The organism is Ruegeria sp. C6, assembly GCF_056537625.1.
In genome coordinates this window covers 291,778-308,685 of sequence record NZ_JBQFRW010000004.1, presented here as the reverse complement: position 1 = coordinate 308,685, position 16,908 = coordinate 291,778, and the positions used below count along the sequence as shown (strand labels likewise).

At 57.4% G+C, this 16,908-nt stretch carries 18 protein-coding genes; 7 read left to right on the top strand and 11 right to left on the bottom strand.

Features of this window, described 5'->3' with window-relative positions; genetic code table 11:
- The first annotated feature begins 3 nt into the window (after positions 1 to 3).
- The 5 genes from ACR0MJ_RS15340 (at position 4) to ACR0MJ_RS15320 (ending at position 5,491) form a co-directional block, all read left to right on the top strand.
- Positions 4 to 711 (top strand): ATP12 family protein, encoded by a 708-nt coding sequence (locus tag ACR0MJ_RS15340; protein WP_170392883.1) that lies wholly within the window; start codon positions 4 to 6, stop codon positions 709 to 711.
- 206 nt (positions 712 to 917) lie between these two features.
- Entirely contained in the window at positions 918 to 1,937 is a 1,020-nt protein-coding gene (locus tag ACR0MJ_RS15335; RefSeq protein WP_170392882.1) for an amino acid ABC transporter substrate-binding protein, read from the top strand.
- A gap of 124 nt (positions 1,938 to 2,061) precedes the next feature.
- On the top strand, positions 2,062 to 3,330 hold the full coding sequence (locus tag ACR0MJ_RS15330; RefSeq protein ID WP_480761631.1) for an amino acid ABC transporter permease: 1,269 nt from the start codon (positions 2,062 to 2,064) through the stop codon (positions 3,328 to 3,330).
- Position 3,331: 1 nt separating this feature from the next.
- Positions 3,332 to 4,687 carry an amino acid ABC transporter permease gene (locus ACR0MJ_RS15325; RefSeq protein WP_170402767.1) on the top strand — a complete coding sequence of 452 codons (1,356 nt, stop codon included), beginning with the start codon at positions 3,332 to 3,334 and terminating at the stop codon, positions 4,685 to 4,687.
- Between the two features lie 12 nt (positions 4,688 to 4,699).
- Positions 4,700 to 5,491, top strand: a complete 792-nt coding sequence (locus tag ACR0MJ_RS15320) for an amino acid ABC transporter ATP-binding protein (RefSeq protein WP_480761629.1) — start codon at positions 4,700 to 4,702, stop codon at positions 5,489 to 5,491.
- A gap of 47 nt (positions 5,492 to 5,538) precedes the next feature.
- On the opposite strand, the gene ACR0MJ_RS15315 is transcribed toward ACR0MJ_RS15320, so the two are convergent.
- From ACR0MJ_RS15315 to rpmH, 11 genes are all read right to left on the bottom strand, one after another.
- Positions 5,539 to 6,036 carry a SixA phosphatase family protein gene (locus ACR0MJ_RS15315; protein WP_480761628.1) on the bottom strand — a complete coding sequence of 166 codons (498 nt, stop codon included), beginning with the start codon at positions 6,034 to 6,036 and terminating at the stop codon, positions 5,539 to 5,541.
- Positions 6,033 to 6,734: a ferredoxin gene (locus ACR0MJ_RS15310; RefSeq protein ID WP_480761626.1), complete on the bottom strand. Its 702-nt coding sequence runs from the start codon at positions 6,732 to 6,734 to the stop codon at positions 6,033 to 6,035. Before ACR0MJ_RS15310 ends, ACR0MJ_RS15315 begins: the two co-directional genes overlap by 4 nt.
- Positions 6,735 to 6,749: 15 nt before the next feature.
- Positions 6,750 to 7,613 (bottom strand): acetylglutamate kinase, encoded by an 864-nt coding sequence (gene argB, locus ACR0MJ_RS15305; RefSeq protein WP_170508738.1) that lies wholly within the window; start codon positions 7,611 to 7,613, stop codon positions 6,750 to 6,752.
- Between the two features lie 147 nt (positions 7,614 to 7,760).
- Complete coding sequence (gene yihA / locus ACR0MJ_RS15300; protein ID WP_170392875.1) at positions 7,761 to 8,414, bottom strand: ribosome biogenesis GTP-binding protein YihA/YsxC; 654 nt, start codon at positions 8,412 to 8,414, stop codon at positions 7,761 to 7,763.
- A complete protein-coding gene (locus tag ACR0MJ_RS15295) occupies positions 8,411 to 9,148 on the bottom strand; it encodes an MOSC domain-containing protein (protein WP_480761625.1) in 738 nt (245 codons plus the stop codon). The genes yihA and ACR0MJ_RS15295 overlap by 4 nt, the downstream gene beginning before the upstream one ends.
- On the bottom strand, positions 9,145 to 10,968 hold the full coding sequence (gene yidC / locus ACR0MJ_RS15290; protein ID WP_480761623.1) for a membrane protein insertase YidC: 1,824 nt from the start codon (positions 10,966 to 10,968) through the stop codon (positions 9,145 to 9,147). Before yidC ends, ACR0MJ_RS15295 begins: the two co-directional genes overlap by 4 nt.
- A gap of 126 nt (positions 10,969 to 11,094) precedes the next feature.
- Positions 11,095 to 12,636 (bottom strand): putative bifunctional diguanylate cyclase/phosphodiesterase, encoded by a 1,542-nt coding sequence (locus ACR0MJ_RS15285; RefSeq protein ID WP_480761622.1) that lies wholly within the window; start codon positions 12,634 to 12,636, stop codon positions 11,095 to 11,097.
- A 70-nt stretch (positions 12,637 to 12,706) separates the two neighbouring features.
- Entirely contained in the window at positions 12,707 to 13,591 is an 885-nt protein-coding gene (ttcA, locus tag ACR0MJ_RS15280; RefSeq protein WP_170402750.1) for a tRNA 2-thiocytidine(32) synthetase TtcA, read from the bottom strand.
- A gap of 38 nt (positions 13,592 to 13,629) precedes the next feature.
- The gene (gene yidD / locus ACR0MJ_RS15275; protein ID WP_170508727.1) at positions 13,630 to 13,863 is read right to left on the bottom strand and encodes a membrane protein insertion efficiency factor YidD; all 234 of its coding nucleotides are present in this window, start codon (positions 13,861 to 13,863) and stop codon (positions 13,630 to 13,632) included.
- Positions 13,860 to 14,285, bottom strand: a complete 426-nt coding sequence (gene rnpA, locus ACR0MJ_RS15270) for a ribonuclease P protein component (protein WP_170392869.1) — start codon at positions 14,283 to 14,285, stop codon at positions 13,860 to 13,862. The genes yidD and rnpA overlap by 4 nt, the downstream gene beginning before the upstream one ends.
- A gap of 26 nt (positions 14,286 to 14,311) precedes the next feature.
- Complete coding sequence (gene rpmH / locus ACR0MJ_RS15265) at positions 14,312 to 14,446, bottom strand: 50S ribosomal protein L34 (protein ID WP_005980833.1); 135 nt, start codon at positions 14,444 to 14,446, stop codon at positions 14,312 to 14,314.
- 295 nt (positions 14,447 to 14,741) lie between these two features.
- Between rpmH and ACR0MJ_RS15260 the strand changes: the two genes are divergently transcribed.
- Positions 14,742 to 15,473 carry a TVP38/TMEM64 family protein gene (locus tag ACR0MJ_RS15260; protein WP_170392949.1) on the top strand — a complete coding sequence of 244 codons (732 nt, stop codon included), beginning with the start codon at positions 14,742 to 14,744 and terminating at the stop codon, positions 15,471 to 15,473.
- Positions 15,474 to 15,476: 3 nt separating this feature from the next.
- Positions 15,477 to 16,895, top strand: a complete 1,419-nt coding sequence (locus tag ACR0MJ_RS15255) for a dihydrolipoyl dehydrogenase family protein (protein WP_480761619.1) — start codon at positions 15,477 to 15,479, stop codon at positions 16,893 to 16,895.
- Positions 16,896 to 16,908: the final 13 nt, after the last annotated feature.

Genomic DNA, 16,908 nt, shown 5'->3' with positions numbered 1-16,908 from the left:
GAGATGAGCGACTGGAAACCCAAACGCTTCTGGACGACAAGCACGGTCGTTGAGACCGACGTGGGCTATACGGTTGAACTGGATGGTCGACGGGTCAAAACGCCCGCCAAGGCTGCGCTGGACCTGCCCACGCGTGCCATGGCCGAGGCCGTTGCACGGGAATGGGATGCACAGGAAAAGGAAATCGATCCGACCACGATGCCATTCACCCGTTCGGCCAATGCGGCGATCGACAAGGTGCGGCACCAGCATGGTGAGGTTGCCGATATGCTGGCCGATTACGGCGACTCGGATCTGCTGTGTTATCGGGCGACCCATCCCGAAACGTTGCAGCAGCGGCAGTCCGAGGCCTGGGATCCTGCATTGGATTGGGCTGCGGACGCGCTGGGCGCGCGGTTGATCCCGCGTGCAGGGGTGGTGCATCAACCGCAAGCTGCCGAGGTGCTGCAAGGCCTGCGTGACCGGGTGCATGGACTGAATGCGTTCCAGCTGGCGGCGTTTCATGACCTCGTCAGCCTGTCGGGGTCATTGATTCTTGGTTTTGCCGCTGCGCAGAATTGGCGCAAACCGGACGAGATATGGCGCATTTCTCGGCTGGACGAGCTTTGGCAGATCGAACAATGGGGCCACGACGATGAGGCACATGCTGCCGCCGAAGTGAAACGGGCCGCCTTTCTGCACGCAAAGCAGTTCTTTGACCTCTCGTTCTGAGACGGATTCTCGTCAAATCGTGAATTTGTGTCCGATTCTGGCAGAAAAGACCTATCGTTTTCCCTGATCCAGCCCTTGACGTTTGTTGATGAATACGCCCAAACTCGGGCCACTAAAGGGGAGACACCTTTTGGGTAACCTTTCTGGCGCCTATGCGCCGGATCGAACCGTTCCATTCAGGGATGGAAAATCAGGAAGAGGTAAAAATGAAAAAATCCGTAATTTTGGGCGTGGCAACCATTGCCGGCCTGGCTGCTGGCGCAGCTGCAGCGGGTACCGTTGACGACGTGAAAGCCCGCGGCAAGCTGAACTGCGGCGTCGCAACCGGCGTACCCGGCTTTGCCAGCCCCGATGCCAATGGTGAGTGGCAGGGTTTTGACGTGGCCGTATGCCGCGCGGTAGCCGCTGCCGTTCTGGACGACCCAAGCGCCGTTGAGTTCATCCCGACCACCGGTAAAACACGTTTCACCGCGCTGGCTTCGGGCGAGATTGACATGCTGGCCCGTAACACCACGTGGACCTTCAGCCGCGACGTCGACCTGAAGTTCGAATTCGTCGGCATCAACTACTACGATGGTCAGGGCTTCATGGTTCCCAAGGCACTGGGCGTCAGCTCGGCCAAGGAACTGGACGGTGCAACCGTTTGCATCCAGACCGGCACCACAACTGAGCTTAACCTGGCGGATTTCTTCCGTATCAACAACATGAGCTACGAGCCGGTTCCGATCGAAACCAACGCCGAAGCGCAGCAGCAGTATCTGGCTGGTGCCTGTGACGTTTACACCACCGACGCATCGGGTCTGGCTGCTACGCGCGCCACCTTTGAAAACGCAGGCGACCACGTGATCCTGCCCGAAATCATCTCGAAAGAGCCGCTGGGCCCGCTGGTCCGTCATGGCGATCACGAGTGGGGCGATGTGGTCCGCTGGACCCTGAACGCACTGATCGCAGCGGAAGAGCTGGGTGTAACCTCGGCGAACATCGACGAGATGTCCAGCGGTGCCACCGACAACCCAGAGGTAAACCGCCTGTTGGGTACCGAAGGTACGCTGGGTGAGATGCTGGGTCTGGACGCGAACTGGGCACAGCGCGCGATCAAAGTCGGCGGTAACTACGGCGAAGTGTTTGCCAAGAACATCGGTGAGGAAACCCCGATCGGTCTGGCACGCGGCCTGAACGCACAGTGGACCGATGGTGGCCTGCTGTACGCACCGCCTTTCCGCTAAGATCCACGGAAAAGGGCGCGGGGGAACCCGCGCCCTTTTTCCTTCCATAAGAAACACGCCCGGAACGATCTGAGCAGAGGCAAACTCTGCCAACATCCGGGATGCACGGGGATATACATAGGTCATGACGACACTCACTGACCCGCCGAAGGAGCACTTCCGGCTGTCCATGCTCCTTTATGATACGCGGTACCGATCTGCGACCATTCAGGTCATAGCGATGATCGGTTTCATGCTTCTGGCAGCCTGGATTATCAACAACACCATTCAGAACCTTGAAACGCTGGGCAGAACAGTCGGGTTCGACTTTTTTGCCGAACCGGCCAGCTATGACATCAACCAACGCCTGCTGGAATACGACTCGCGCGATACACATCTGCGCGCGGCGTTTATAGGCCTGCTAAACACTCTGGTTGTTGCAGTTCTGGGCTGTATCACAGCAACGATCATCGGTGTCATGGTCGGTGTTTTGCGCCTGTCGAATAACTGGCTGATCGCGCGGATCATGACGGTCTATGTCGAGATGTTCCGTAACGTTCCAGTGCTGCTTTGGATCGTGTTCGCCATGGCGATCCTGATTGAAAGCCTGCCAGCACCGCGCGCCTTCCGAGGTGAAAACCCAGAAGCCACGATGGATCTTTTTGGCACGGTCGCGGTCACAAATCGCGGGGTCTATATCCCCGAGTTTCTGTTCTCGCGCGGATTGGGCGATATCCACCTTTTCGGTACATCAAGCCTGCGCTTTGATGTTTCGCTTGACCTGATTGCCTTCCTGATCGTGTTTGGCGGCAGCATCTTTGCGATGCGCAAGGTTTCGGCCTGGGCCAATTCAAAGCAAGAAAAGACTGGCGATCGCCCGACCATCTGGCACATCCAACTGGGCCTATTGTTCGTGCCGTCAGCCATCCTGCTTGGCGTTCTGGGTTTTCACCTGGGCTACCCTGAGCTGAAAGGCTTCAACTTCAGCGGCGGCACCCACCTTCGTAACTCGCTGATTGCCTTGTGGCTGGCCCTGTCGCTGTACACTGCGGCATTCATCGCCGAGATCGTGCGCGCCGGTATTCTGGCCATTTCCAAGGGTCAGACCGAGGCCGCATCCGCACTGGGCCTGCGCCCAGGCCGGACCATGCGTCTGGTGATCTTGCCGCAGGCGTTGCGGGTGATCATCCCGCCAATGATCTCGAACTATCTGAACCTGACCAAGAACTCGTCGCTGGCGATCGCGGTCGGATATATGGACATCACGGGTACGCTGGGTGGCATCACCATGAACCAAACCGGTCGCGAGCTGGAATGCGTTCTGCTGCTGATGCTGGTCTACCTGTCCATCTCGCTGAGCATTTCGGCGGTGATGAACTGGTACAACAACCGTGTCAAACTGGTGGAGCGGTAATATGAGTGATGTTTCATTTGTCCGCACGGAAATGTTGCCGGAACAGGCACCACCCGCCTCCGAGGTCGGTGTACTGGGCTGGATCAAGCATAACCTGTTTTCAAGCTGGCTGAACGCCATCCTGACGATCGTATCGCTGATCTTCATCTACTATGTGCTCTCCAACATCCTGTCCTGGACGTTCGAATCCGTTTGGAACGCCAATTCCCTGTCGGAATGTCGTGAGATCATGATGGCCACCTGGGGCGATACGCATGGTCATGCCTGCTGGGGTGTGATCAAGGATCGTTGGCTACAGCTGCTATATGGGTTCTATCCGCCGTATCCGGCGCATCCGGATGCCACATGGTCGAACCCGCCTGAAACAGGGGCATGGCCGGCCTATTTCCGTCCGAACCTAACCTTCATCCTGTTGTTGGTTGCTATTGCGCCAGTGTTGTTCACTAAGGTGCCGCGTAAGCTGTTGATTGTAACGGCGGCTTATCCGTTCCTGCTGCCTTGGCTGATGTGGGGTGGCTCGATCTGGGGGCCGCTCATGGTCGCCGCCGGATTTGCCATCGGGTATTTCGCGTACAAGTTTGCGCTTCCGGTTGCCGGGTCTCTTGCCGCGATTATCCTTGCGATTGCGCTGCCCATACTATGGTGGCTGTTTGCTGCGGGTTCCGTGGCTGACGCAATCAATGCAATCATTCCGATCGGTATCGCGCCGGTGGAAAGCCGCGACTTTGGTGGCTTTATGCTAGCGATCCTGTTGGGTGTCGTGGCCATTGGTGTTTCGCTGCCTATCGGTATCGTGCTGGCGCTGGGTCGTCAGTCCGATCTGATGATCGTCAAATACCTGTGCGTGGGCTTTATCGAGTTCATTCGGGGCGTGCCGCTGATTACCCTGCTGTTTGTGGCATCGCTGTTGCTGAACCTGTTCCTGCCGCCGGGCACTAATTTTGACATCATCCTGCGGGTGATGATCATGATGACCCTGTTCTCGGCCGCCTATATGGCCGAGGTGATCCGGGGTGGTCTGGCCGCCCTGCCGCGTGGTCAGTACGAAGGCGCAGACAGTCTGGGCCTGAACTACTGGCAGGCGCAGCGGCTGATCATCATGCCACAGGCGCTGAAAATCTCGATCCCGGGCATCGTGAGCACGTTCATCGGTATCTTCAAGGATACGACTTTGGTCTCGATCATCGGTCTGTTCGACGTGATTGGCCTGACCAACGGCATCCGCGCCGATACCGCCTGGAACGGCGTCTACTGGGAACTGTTTGCCTTTATCGGCGTTCTGTTCTTCGTGGTTTGCTTCTCCATGTCCCGTTATTCCATGTACCTGGAGCGCAAGCTTCAGACTGGCCACCGTTAAGGAGTTCAACACATGTCTGAACTTGCAATTGAACGCGAAATCGACCGCTCCAAAATGCAGGTGAGCGACGAAATCGCCATCGAAATCACCAACATGAACAAGTGGTACGGGGCCTTCCACGTGCTGCGCGATATCAATCTGACCGTCAATCAAGGCGAGCGGATCGTGATCGCGGGGCCGTCGGGGTCGGGTAAGTCCACCCTGATCCGCTGCCTGAACGCACTGGAAGAGCACCAGCAAGGCACGATTGTTGTGGATGGGACGGAATTGTCGAATGACCTCAAGAACATTGACAAGATCCGGTCCGAAGTTGGCATGGTGTTCCAGCACTTCAACCTGTTCCCGCATCTGACCATTCTGGAAAACTGCACGCTGGCCCCGATCTGGGTACGTAAAACGCCCAAGAAAGAGGCCGAAGAGCGCGCGATGCACTTCCTGGAAAAGGTGAAAATCCCGGATCAGGCGCTGAAATATCCCGGCCAGCTTTCGGGTGGTCAGCAGCAGCGTGTGGCGATTGCCCGCTCGCTCTGCATGATGCCGCGGATCATGTTGTTTGATGAACCGACATCGGCGTTGGACCCCGAGATGATCAAAGAAGTGCTCGACACCATGATCGAACTGGCCGAGGAAGGCATGACGATGCTGTGTGTGACCCACGAGATGGGTTTTGCGCGTCAGGTCGCCAACCGCGTGATCTTTATGGATGCCGGTCAGATTGTGGAGCAGAACGAACCGGAAGAGTTCTTCAACAACCCGCAGAGCGAACGGACCAAGTTGTTCCTCAGCCAGATTCTGGGACACTAAATTCGGATCAGAAAACCAAGAAGGCGGGGTGTCGACCTCGCCTTTTTCTATTCCAGCAGCTCGCGTGGGATCGTGAAGCCCAGAACCTCACCCTGATGCCATTCGAGCGCATTCCAGTCGGGGATATCGAACCGGACTACAGTCGTTGCACAAGTCGGATAGTCGTAGAATCTCGAATGATCGGGCTGGTTGCGTACCAGCCGATTTGCAAAAGCAGCGATGCCGGGATTATGCCCCAGCATGAGTACGGTATTGCCGGTGGCTGTGGCCAATTCGGCGAACATCTCATCGGGGCCTGTCAGATACAAGGCGGGGGTAAAGCGGAATTCCGGGGTGCTCAGCCCCAATCTGTCCCACGTTTCCCGGGTGCGCTTGGCGCTTGAGCAGATAACGTCATCCGGCAGCCAGCCATTACTTTGCAGCCACGCCCCAATCGCGGGGGCCGATTTGCGTCCTCGATTGTTCAACGGGCGGTCGTAATCTTCGGCAAAGGGATCGCCCCAACTGGACTTGGCATGGCGCATTAGGATCAGTGTGCGGGTCATGATCGGTGAAATGCTTTCATGTGATGCGCAGATTGCTCTGGCTGGCGCTCTGCGCCGGCGCTGAGAGGGCAGGCGAGCCGGGCAAGGCAGCCTTTATTCATGCAGCTGTGTCCCGCTTTGGTATCGAGATGATCATGACAGGCTGCCACGTCATAGAAGCTGTGGGTGTTCAATGCCCCAACCGGACAGGTTGTTGCACAAGGCGCGGGGCATTCTGTGCAGGGTGACGATTGAGAAACGGATGGAATTGAGAACTCATCCGCAAAATGCAACGCACCACGGAATGACATCATCATCCCTACCGTATCGTGCACCAGGGCCCCGACCGGACTGCTGAAGGTGCGACCGGACTTAAGTGCCCAGTCAATGAAGGGTGCGTATGGTGGGTCGCCGAACGGATAGTAGGCGGTGCCCCTCATGTCCCGCGCAAGCTGGCCGATCACCCGTCTGGACCAGCGATCAACCGGGTCGGGTTGGCCATCCTGCCACTCAGCCGAGGCCTTCAGAGCGGGCCAGAATGCCCCCGCAGCCCCCAGAAGGATTAGGGTTCCGTCATCAAGTTGCTTTGCTTCACTGGGCCTTGGATGAAGTGCACCCATGACCATAAGACCCACATCCTGAGCAGCTTGTTCAACAATTCGATAGGGTTCGGTGATTGGCATCATTGTTACCGCATTATGCCCGCTCTGCCGCGCCATACCACCTCCGACGTCTCAGTCAGGTCGGATCAGAGAACCGGCACCGTGTTCGGTGAACAGCTCTAGCAGCACCGCATTAGGCGCGCGCCCGTCCAGAATAACGACCGCCCGAACGCCATTATGCAGCGCGTCCAGCGCAGTTTCGGTTTTTGGAATCATCCCACCCGCAATAGTGCCTTCACGCGTCATCTCACGAATTTGGCCAGCCTTGAGCTCGGTCACGACATCGCCCGCTGCGTTCTTGACGCCCGCTACATCGGTCAGCAGCAGCAGGCGGTCTGCCTTAAGAGCTGAGGCGATCGCCCCGGCTGCAGTGTCGCCATTCACATTGAAGGTTTCGCCATTCCGACCTGCGCCCAGCGGCGCGATCACAGGGATAACATCATGCGCAAACAGGTCATGCAGGACTTTGGGGTTCATCTCGGACGGTGTGCCGACAAACCCGAGCGAGGCGTCGGTCTGTTCGCACATCATCAAATGGGCATCCTTGCCCGACAGACCCACAGCCATGCCACCCTGCGCATTGATCGCCTGCACGATCCGCTTGTTCACAAGGCCCGACAGTACCATTTCGACCACTTCGACAGTGGCTTTGTCCGTTACGCGTTTACCGCCCACAAACTCGGACTGGATATCCAGTTTGTCGAGCATCGCATTGATCATTGGGCCACCGCCGTGCACGACGACCGGGTTTACGCCAACCTGACGCATAAGCACCACATCGCGCGCAAAGCTTTCCATGGCTTCGTCGCTGCCCATGGCGTGGCCACCTAGCTTGATGACGACAATCGCACCGTCGTATCGCTGCAGATAGGGCAGGGCGCTGTTCAATGTGGCGGCGGTGGCGATCCAATCCCGGTTCATATCTCGTGTCTTCATGGCTGATTGTCCCTCTGGGACCCTGTGTTAGGGCGTTTGGAGGATGGTGCCAAGACCGGATCGCGGAAACAGCCAATCTGAACGGGCCGTACCCGATGGGCGCGACCCGGCTTCCTTAGCTCATGACTTGTATATTGCTGAACAGCGTCACTCCAGATGCGCAATGATCGAACGCAGGGTCGGAATGCCGTCGCCCTTCTCGGATGAGGTCAACACGATCTCGGGGAAGGCCGCAGGATGTTTCGAAAGCGCGGCGCGTACCTGGTCCAGCACTTTTTCCCGGTCTTTTGCTTTGACCTTGTCGGCCTTTGTCAGAACGCACTGAAAGGTCACTGCGCTGGTATCCAGCAGCTTCATGATCTCGGCGTCCACAGGTTTCACCCCGTGGCGCGAGTCGATCAGGACGAAGGCACGGCGCAGGGTCTGACGTCCACTCAGATACTGTTTCAGCAGACGTTGCCATTTTTCCACGACCTTCACCGGCGCGTTCGCATACCCGTACCCAGGCAGGTCGACCAAATAGAGTTCAGGCCCTTGCGTGAAAAAGTTGATTTCTTGAGTGCGCCCCGGCGTGTTCGAGGCACGTGCTAACCCCTTGGTGCCCGTTAGCGCGTTGATCAAGCTGGATTTACCGACATTCGAACGCCCGGCGAAACATACCTCCAACCGATCGGGGGCAGGCAGGCCATCCATCGCAACGACGCCTTTGACGAATTCGGATGGCCCGGCAAACAGCTTTCGACCGGTTTCCGTTGCGAATTCATCTGGAGTTTCAGCTAGTGGAAAGGGAAGTGTGGTCATAGAACCTGAACCTCGTCACCGGTGTGAATGGTGCCGCCTTCCAGAACTTCGGCATAAACGCCAAAATCCTGATGATCCCAGCTGCTCAGCGCACCCAGTGTGTCGGCATCCCGCTCACCCGTTTCAGGGTTGGCGGTTGTCGCCAAACACCGCGTGATGCGTTCGCGCACATGAAAAACGGCCTTGCCGATCCGGATGTCGCGGCCAATCCAGTCGAACTCATTCCACAGCGGCAGGCCATCGAACCAGATATTTCCACGCCAGCGAGCGATAGAAAGATCCCTGCCTAGCTTCTGCTCGACCGCCCGATGCGACGACATGTTGCACAAACTGATCGAAGGAAAATCGCTGTCCGTCATGCCGCGATTAGCGGCGCGGACAATGCGGGCAGACGCAGCGCGATCTGCAGGCATCAGTGGTTTGACCCAGTCCAGAAAGGTGTCCTGATGCGCGTCGGGCTCAAAGCTTAGATCGGGGCGATTGGGATGGCTCAGCGTGACCGAGTCGCCTTGCAGCTGCGCCGAGATTGCCATCAACTGAGGGGCCTTCGCGCCTCGGCTGAAATTGGCGCAGGGTGCCCATTCCGATCCATCCGCTTTCGACGCCTCATGTGCAACCGCCCAAACACGATCCCCGGGCATGGTATGCCCGGGGATCATGGTAATGCGATCAAGGCGTTCACGCCCGTGACTTTTGATCGGGTGCCGCCAAATGCTGGTGACCGAACCGCTCATTTGTCGTCCGTCTTTGGCGTGCGTTTGAAGCCTGATTTGATGTTGCCGAATACATCGGGCGTATAGCCCTGGCTCCGCATGATCAGGTATTGCTGGGTAAATGTGATCGTGTTGTTCGCGATCCAGTAGACCACCAAACCGCTGGCAAATCCGCCCAGCATGAACATGAACACCCATGGCATCCAGGCAAAGATCATCGCCTGTGTTGCATCGGTCGGTGCCGGGTTCAGCTTCTGCTGCAGCCACATCGAGATACCCAGCAGCAGTGGCAGGATACCGATAAAGATCAGCGCCATGAAGCTTTCAGGCTGCGGTGCCGCCCAAGGCAGCCAACCAAAGAAGTTGAAGATTGAGGTAGGATCCGGAGCGCTGAGGTCCTGGAACGGGCCAAACCATGGGGCTTGACGCAGTTCGATGGTGACAAAAATCACCTTGTACAGCGAGAAGAAGATGGGGATCTGCATCAGGATCGGCAAACAGCCTGCGGCCGGGTTAACCTTTTCCTTCTTGTACAGCTCCATCATGCCTTGCTGCATCTTCTGGCGGTCATCCCCTGCGGCCTCTTTCAAGGCTTCCATCTGGGGCTGCAGTTCCTTCATCTTGGCCATCGAGACGTAGGATTTGAAAGCCAGCGGGAACAGGATCGCCTTGATGATCAGGGTCAGGCCGATGATCGACCAGCCCATATTGCCGATCAGCAGATTGATGTTGTGCAGCAGCCAGAAGATCGGCTTGGTCAGGAAGAAGAACCAGCCCCAGTCGATGCTGTCGATGAATTTCTGGACGCCTTCCGCCTGGTATTCCCGAATGGCCTCCCATTCCTTGGCACCAGCGAACAGGCGTGTGGTCACTTCGGCAGTCTCACCCGGCGCTACGGTCAGCGTCGGCAGTACCGTTTCGGTTTGATAGATTTTGCGGCGCGAGTCATATTTTGCGGCTGCTTTGAAGGTCGAGCCCGGCTCTGGGATCAGCGTGGTCATCCAGTAGTGATCCGTGAAGCCGATCCAGCCATCTTCCTTGACCTGATAGACCTCGGCCTGCGCCCGTTCGTTCGGGTCGATGTCAAAATCGCGGACATCACCATAGTCAACTTCGGACAGCGTGCCGTCCGCCATGCCGATCACACCCTCATGCAGGATGAAGAAGTTTTTCAGGCCCGGAAGGTCGCCATCTTCACCAATACCGTGGCGCGCAAGAATGCCATAGGGGGCCATGCCCACCTCGGTTTGGGTTGCGTTTTCAACCGATTGGGTAACTGTGAACATGTAGTCCTGATCGACCGCGATGGTGCGGCGGAAAGTCAGGCCATTGCCATTGTCCCAGGCCAGCGTGATGGGGCTGTCTACGCCAAGCGTCTCACCCTCTTCCAATGTCCAGAGCGTGTTGGGGCCCGGGACATCCGCACCTGCAACTCCTGTACCTGGTGCCCAGCCGTAAAGGGCATAATAAGCCGATTCCGAACCAACCGGAGACAGCAGCTCAACAATAGGCGCGCCTTCTTCGATCGAGACTTTATAATCTTTCAGAAACAGCTCATCGATCCGCCCGCCGGACAGGGACAGGCTGCCTTTCAGACGGGGGGTGTCGATGTTGACGCGCGGGGCCTGTTCCTCTGGCAGTGTTCCCTCGGCGGTCGCTGTGGCTTCACCCACGGTGCTGGTCGCGCTGGGTGTTTGCACCTCGTCGCCTTCCAGAGCTGCAATTTCTGCAGCGTCCTGCGTCGTGGTTGATTCCGGCGGTGGGAACAGCACGAACCAGACAAGGATCACCAGAAAGCTGAGCGCGGTTGCAAGGATGAGATTTTTGTTCTGATCGTCCATCGGGGACAGCCACCTTGAGCAGTGAAACACACCCGGTGGGTTCAACAGAGTGCAGCCCCAAAGGTCAAGCGGAATCGCCCATCAAATCGCTCCGGCGCTGGATTTGGCGCACCGTAATTGCAGATTTCATCCCATTTTGCGACCGATCTTGGATGCACCCCTGATCTTGGCACGATGCGCCGCGAACCAATCCAGGGTCTGCTCAAATGGCATTGGCTCTCCAATTCCGAACCCCTGAACGTGGTTACTGCCCAATTGCGCCATCAGCGCGTGCTCGCCGGGCGTTTCCACGCCTTCGGCGAGCGTCTCGAGGTTCAGACGTTCAGCCATGGTCAGAATGGCGCTGACCAGTTGCTGCTGGCTGGGATCTTGATCCGATTTGGTGACAAATGTCCGATCAATCTTGATCCTCGAGACGTCAAACCGCTTGATCGAGGCGATCGAGGCATGGCCGGTTCCAAAGTCATCCAGGTCGATACAGCATCCAAGCGCAGCCATGCCGGTTACATTCCGCGTGATCACGTCATCCGGCCTGCGCGAGAACACGGTTTCCAGAATCTCAACCGCCAGCCGATCCGGTGTCAAATCAAACTGATCCAACTCCCATTTCAGGCGGTCGATCAAGCCGGGATTGCGCAACTCATCGGATGAGAAATTGATACCGATCCGGGGCACAACGCATGCTGCACGATCCCAAGCTTGCATCGCTTTAAAAGCATGGTGACGCATGATTTGGCCTAGCCGCTCCATCAGTTCGGCTTGCTTGGCGAAGGGCAGGAATACCTGCGGGCTGAGAACACCTTTTATTGGATGCTCCCACCTTGCCAAAGCCTCGAACCCTGTGATGTTCCCATTATCCGTTGAAACCTGAGGCTGAAACCAGGGCCGAATCTCTCCATTGTCCAATGCCGCCTCGAACTCTTTTCTCAAATTGGCTCGGACCAGGGATCGCCGACGGGTCCCGGTTGAATAAGCGCGTATGGTCGAGGGACCGCTTCTTTGCGCTTCGGACAGTGCAGCGGTGGCGGCGCCAATCCACTCATCAGCCTCGACCTGTCGCAGGTCTGAATGCAGGCAGAACCCGATTGAGCAGGATTGGTAAACTCCTGTGCCATTCAACAAAAGCGGCTCTTCGACTGCGCTTTGGATGCGGCCAGACATTTGAATGCAGGCTTCCAGATCAAGATGTGGGGAGGGATGCAGGCCAATGAGAAACCGGTTCTGATCGATCTGCGAAAAGATGTCCTGATTTCGGATGATCGACAGGATACGATCACTGAATTGCTGCTTTACATGAGTGGCGGCAGCCTGACCGTGCAGATCCTGAAGCTCGGCATAGCCGTCCAAAGCAATTGCGATACAGGCGGCATTCTCACCTGATTTGCTGACCGATTCACTCAACGCCTCCAACTCTGATTGGAATACGTCATATGGAACCAGGCCGCTGGGGCGCATACCTGAACTGTGGGCTGTATAAGAACGGCTTCCCCAATTTCCGATGACGGCAAAAGCAAGGGGCAAACCCAAAGCCGTGGTAACAAGTGCACGTTCACCGCCCAACCAGAAGGCGGCTAAACACGCCGCGGGAATAAATCCCAGAACCTGCGGTCCGGTGAGAAATATCCGCAGCGTTTCGGAACAACGGTCGACAAACAGGAATTTCCGCATAGGTTTTACGGCCTTCAGCTTGGGCTAGGATCGCGCAAGCCAACCGTAGGAAATCAATCTGAGTCAGGCGTTAACGTAACTGGGGAATATCGTCTGAATTTTCGTCTTTTTGAATCGGATCGATCGAAAGATTTGCGAAATCAAACAGTTTTGGGTCCAGAAGATGCGAAGGCCGCGCATTGGTCAATGCCCGAAACATCACTTGTCGCCGGCCGGGGCTGTTCTTTTCCCACTGATCGAGGATCTGCTTGACCTGTTGGCGCTGCAGCCCGTCCTGACTGCCGCACAGATCGCAGGGTATGATGGGATAGTTCATCGCCTTGGCGAATTTCTCGCAATCCGCCTCGGCCACATGGGCCAGCGGGCGATAGACGAACAGATCACCTTCTTCATTCACCAGTTTTGGTGGCATGGTTGCAAGACGACCGCCATGGAACAGGTTCATGAAAAAGGTTTCAAGGATGTCATCGCGGTGATGGCCAAGCACAACTGCGGAACAACCTTCCTCGCGCGCGATACGATAGAGGTTGCCCCGACGCAGGCGTGAACACAGCGCACAATAGGTGCGGCCCTGCGGAACTTTGTCCATCACAACGGAATAGGTGTCCTGATACTCAATCCGATGTGGCACCCCCATACGGTCTAGGAATTCTGGCAGGACTGTTGCCGGGAACCCCGGTTGCCCCTGATCCAGATTGCAGGCCAGAAGATCCACGGGCAGCAGACCGCGCCATTTCAGTTCGTAGAGCACCGCCAGAAGGGTATAGCTGTCCTTGCCGCCCGACAGGCAGACCAACCAGCGGGGTGTTTTACCTTCGGCGGTGCGGTCCACCATGCCGTACTGCTCAATGGCCTCGCGCGTCTGGCGCACGATGCGCTTGCGCAGCTTCTTGAACTCGGTGGTTGAAGGCGCACCGGCAAAAAGCGGATGGATATCGTCGGCTTCATCAAACATGGGCTGGGCCTATCGCAGTTGGGTGAACCGGGCAAGGGTCAGGGTCGTTCGTCGTCGGGCACAGGGTCATAGCCATCGCCACCCCACGGATGGCAGCGCCCGATCCGGCGCGCCGCCAGCCATGCGCCCTTGATGGCGCCGTGTTTATCAAGCGCTTCCAGTGCATAGGCGGAACAAGTCGGCTGATAGCGGCAGTTAAATCCAACCCAGGGGCTGAAGATCAACCGGTAGGCCCGGACGGGCAGGGCGAGGAGATGGGCAAAGAGGGTCATTTGCCACCCCCGTGTATTTTGCGCAGCGCATAGCGCAAATCGTCTTTAAGCGCATCAAAGGGCCGTGCAGCGGTAACCTCGGCGCGGCCGATCAACACGTAGTCCCAGCCCGCATGCCCATGAATAGGTAATACGGCTCGCGCGGCTTCACGCAGGCGGCGTTTGGCGCGGTTGCGGGCGACGGCATTGCCGACCTTCTTTGAGCAGGTGAACCCGATGCGAATGCCCGCAGCCTCATCAGCGCCACGTTTACGCGCCTGCACCATCATCGATGCAGTGCCTTGCCGTTTGGCCCGCGCGGCTTTCAGAAAGTCCGAGCGATTCTGCAGTACGGTCAATGATTCAGATGCGCAAACGGACGCCGCCGGGGGCATCACCCTCGGCTGGTTGTTACCATCCTCAGGGGCCTCCGGCGGCGTCATGTTCATAACCTGAAAGGTCGAGCGGCTTATGCGCTCAGCGACTTGCGGCCGCGTGCGCGACGTGCGTTCAGGATTTTGCGGCCGGCTTTGGTAGCCATGCGCGCGCGGAAACCGTGGCGGCGTTTGCGAACCAGGTTCGAAGGCTGATAGGTGCGTTTCATCGCTCCGTCTCCAATCTATAGCGGTGGGTGCGGCGCGGATTCGCCTAGCCCTAGTGTTCGAAGCCCGTCCTCTACTGGGTAGCGGGGGGTAAGTCAAACCCCTAGGTGGGGGTTTTGGTGCGTTTTGCAACAAATCTGTAATCTGCCCGGGCAAAAGATTTCAAAAACCGGGTTCAGAGCGCGTATCCCTCACATTAAGTGCCATAAACATCAAGGCCCCGTGAGGCCTCTGTTGCAGCGCGCGCGGGCGGCGCATGTTGTGGGCAAGATGAATGAACAAGAACCTGCTACCCAGATGAACGAAACCACCAAGATCCCGCGCAACGGGCTGGCACGTCATATCCCTTTGGCGGTGATTCTCGCCGTTGCCGCCGTGGGGTTCTTTGCGCTGGGCGACTATCTGACCTTTGAAACCCTGCGCGACAATCGCGAGGCTTTGCTGGCCTGGCGCGATTCAAACTACTGGGCGATGGCTGCGGCTTTCGTAGGGATTTACATCATTATTGTTGCCTTCTCGCTGCCTGGTGCTGCGGTCGCTTCGATGACCGGTGGGTTCCTGTTCGGGTTGCTTGCAGGAACGGCTTTTAATGTTTTTGCCGCAACCATAGGCGCTTCGACGATCTTTCTGGCCGCACGCTGGGGTTTGGGTGAATCTCTGACCGCCAAGCTTGAAGCCTCGGAAGGGACGGTCAAGAAACTGAAGGACGGGCTGCGTGAGAATGAAATCTCGGTTTTGTTCCTGCTGCGTCTTGTACCTGTGGTGCCCTTCTTCGTTGCCAATCTGGTGCCCGCATTGGTTGGGGTAAAGTTCCGAAACTTCCTGATTACGACGGCGCTGGGCATCATCCCTGGTGGGATTGTCTATACCTGGATCGGTGTTGGGCTGGGTGGTGTCTTTGATCGCGGCGAAACCCCGGATGTCTCGCTGTTATGGGAACCCTTCGTGATCGGGCCAATTATTGGCTTGTGCGCGCTGGCAGCGCTGCCGATTGTCATCAAATCCCTCCGTGGTCGAAAGGGTTCCTGATCCATGCAAGAGTTGAAAACCGATATCCTGGTGATCGGGGCCGGGTCAGGCGGGTTGTCTGTAGCCGCCGGGGCCAGCCAGATGGGTGCGGATGTCATCCTGCTGGAAGGCCACAAGATGGGTGGGGATTGCCTGAATTTCGGCTGTGTCCCATCCAAAGCTCTGATCGCCAGCGGCAAGGCTGCATATGCTCAGGCCCACGCGTCGGCTTTTGGTGTCGCGGATGTGACGCCACGGGTGGATTATGCAGCCGCCAAAGAACACGTGCAAAACGTCATCGCTCAAATCGAACCCATGGACAGTCAGGAGCGTTTTGAGGGCTTTGGCGTCAAGGTAATCCGGGAGTACGGTCGTTTCATCTCACCCACGCAGGTACAGGCCGGAGATCATCTGATCACCGCCCGACGCGTCGTGGTGGCCACCGGTTCATCGCCCTTGGTACCGCCACTGCCCGGGTTGGATCAGGTGCCCTATTACACCAACGAGACAATATTCGACCTGCGCGACAAGCCCGAACACCTTTTGATCATCGGCGGAGGTCCTATCGGCATGGAAATGGCGCAGGCGCATATCCGGCTGGGCTGCAAAGTGACCGTGATCGAGGGCCTTAGTGCGCTGGGCAAAGACGACCCTGAAGCTGCAGCCGTCGTGCTGGACAGCCTTCGGACTGAAGGTGTCGAAATCCATGAAAACGCCATGGTGTCCCAGATCCGAGAAAATGCAGGCACCATTGAGGTGGTCACTGAGAATGATGAGGTCTACGCGGGCTCTCATCTGTTGCTGGCCGTCGGACGCAAGGCCAATATCGACCGTCTGAACCTCGACACTGCCGGGATCGACAGCACGCGGGCAGGCATTAAGGTGGACGACTCTTTACGCACGAGCAATCGCAAGGTCTATGCCATTGGTGATGTTGCAGGTGGGCTGCAATTCACCCATGTCGCCGGATATCATGCGGGGATCATCATCCGCTCTGCCTTATTTGGGCTTCCGTCGAAAGCGAAGACCGCTCATATCCCATGGGCCACCTATACAGATCCCGAACTGGCACAGGTCGGCCTGACCGAGGCGCAAGCCCGTGAACAGCATGGCGACGCGGTGGAGGTTGCCCGGTTCGACTATCACCACAATGACCGCGCAGTTTCCGAGCGCAAGACCAAGGGGTTCATCAAGGTGATGGTTGTAAAGGGCCGACCAGTGGGCGCGACGATCGTCGGATATCAGGCCGGAGAATTGATCAACTTGTGGTCGCTGGCGCTGGCCAATAATCTCAAGATGGGTCAGATCGCAGCGATGGTTTCGCCTTACCCAACGGTCGGAGAGCTTAACAAACGTGTGGCAGGGGCCTATTTCTCTCCAAGGCTGTTTGAGAATCAAATGGTTAAAAGAGTGGTCAGGTTCGTCCAGCGCTGGATTCCCTGACCCAAGGAGGTGC

Bases quoted from the DNA above. Each gene is read 5' to 3' on its own strand.
- yidD (WP_170508727.1), bottom strand. From the start codon at position 13,863: ATGACCCTCTTTGCCCATCTCCTCGCCCTGCCCGTCCGGGCCTACCGG.
- ACR0MJ_RS15335 (WP_170392882.1), top strand. From the start codon at position 918: ATGAAAAAATCCGTAATTTTGGGCGTGGCAACCATTGCCGGCCTGGCT.
- ACR0MJ_RS15310 (WP_480761626.1), bottom strand. From the start codon at position 6,734: ATGGCGCGGCAGAGCGGGCATAATGCGGTAACAATGATGCCAATCACC.
- yidC (WP_480761623.1), bottom strand. From the start codon at position 10,968: ATGGACGATCAGAACAAAAATCTCATCCTTGCAACCGCGCTCAGCTTT.
- argB (WP_170508738.1), bottom strand. From the start codon at position 7,613: ATGAAGACACGAGATATGAACCGGGATTGGATCGCCACCGCCGCCACA.
- ACR0MJ_RS15315 (WP_480761628.1), bottom strand. From the start codon at position 6,036: ATGACCCGCACACTGATCCTAATGCGCCATGCCAAGTCCAGTTGGGGC.
- rpmH (WP_005980833.1), bottom strand. From the start codon at position 14,446: ATGAAACGCACCTATCAGCCTTCGAACCTGGTTCGCAAACGCCGCCAC.
- ACR0MJ_RS15255 (WP_480761619.1), top strand. From the start codon at position 15,477: ATGCAAGAGTTGAAAACCGATATCCTGGTGATCGGGGCCGGGTCAGGC.
- ACR0MJ_RS15340 (WP_170392883.1), top strand. From the start codon at position 4: ATGAGCGACTGGAAACCCAAACGCTTCTGGACGACAAGCACGGTCGTT.
- ACR0MJ_RS15260 (WP_170392949.1), top strand. From the start codon at position 14,742: ATGAACGAAACCACCAAGATCCCGCGCAACGGGCTGGCACGTCATATC.
- yihA (WP_170392875.1), bottom strand. From the start codon at position 8,414: ATGACCACACTTCCCTTTCCACTAGCTGAAACTCCAGATGAATTCGCA.
- ACR0MJ_RS15325 (WP_170402767.1), top strand. From the start codon at position 3,332: ATGAGTGATGTTTCATTTGTCCGCACGGAAATGTTGCCGGAACAGGCA.
- rnpA (WP_170392869.1), bottom strand. From the start codon at position 14,285: ATGACGCCGCCGGAGGCCCCTGAGGATGGTAACAACCAGCCGAGGGTG.
- ACR0MJ_RS15320 (WP_480761629.1), top strand. From the start codon at position 4,700: ATGTCTGAACTTGCAATTGAACGCGAAATCGACCGCTCCAAAATGCAG.
- ttcA (WP_170402750.1), bottom strand. From the start codon at position 13,591: ATGTTTGATGAAGCCGACGATATCCATCCGCTTTTTGCCGGTGCGCCT.
- ACR0MJ_RS15295 (WP_480761625.1), bottom strand. From the start codon at position 9,148: ATGAGCGGTTCGGTCACCAGCATTTGGCGGCACCCGATCAAAAGTCAC.
- ACR0MJ_RS15330 (WP_480761631.1), top strand. From the start codon at position 2,062: ATGACGACACTCACTGACCCGCCGAAGGAGCACTTCCGGCTGTCCATG.
- ACR0MJ_RS15285 (WP_480761622.1), bottom strand. From the start codon at position 12,636: ATGCGGAAATTCCTGTTTGTCGACCGTTGTTCCGAAACGCTGCGGATA.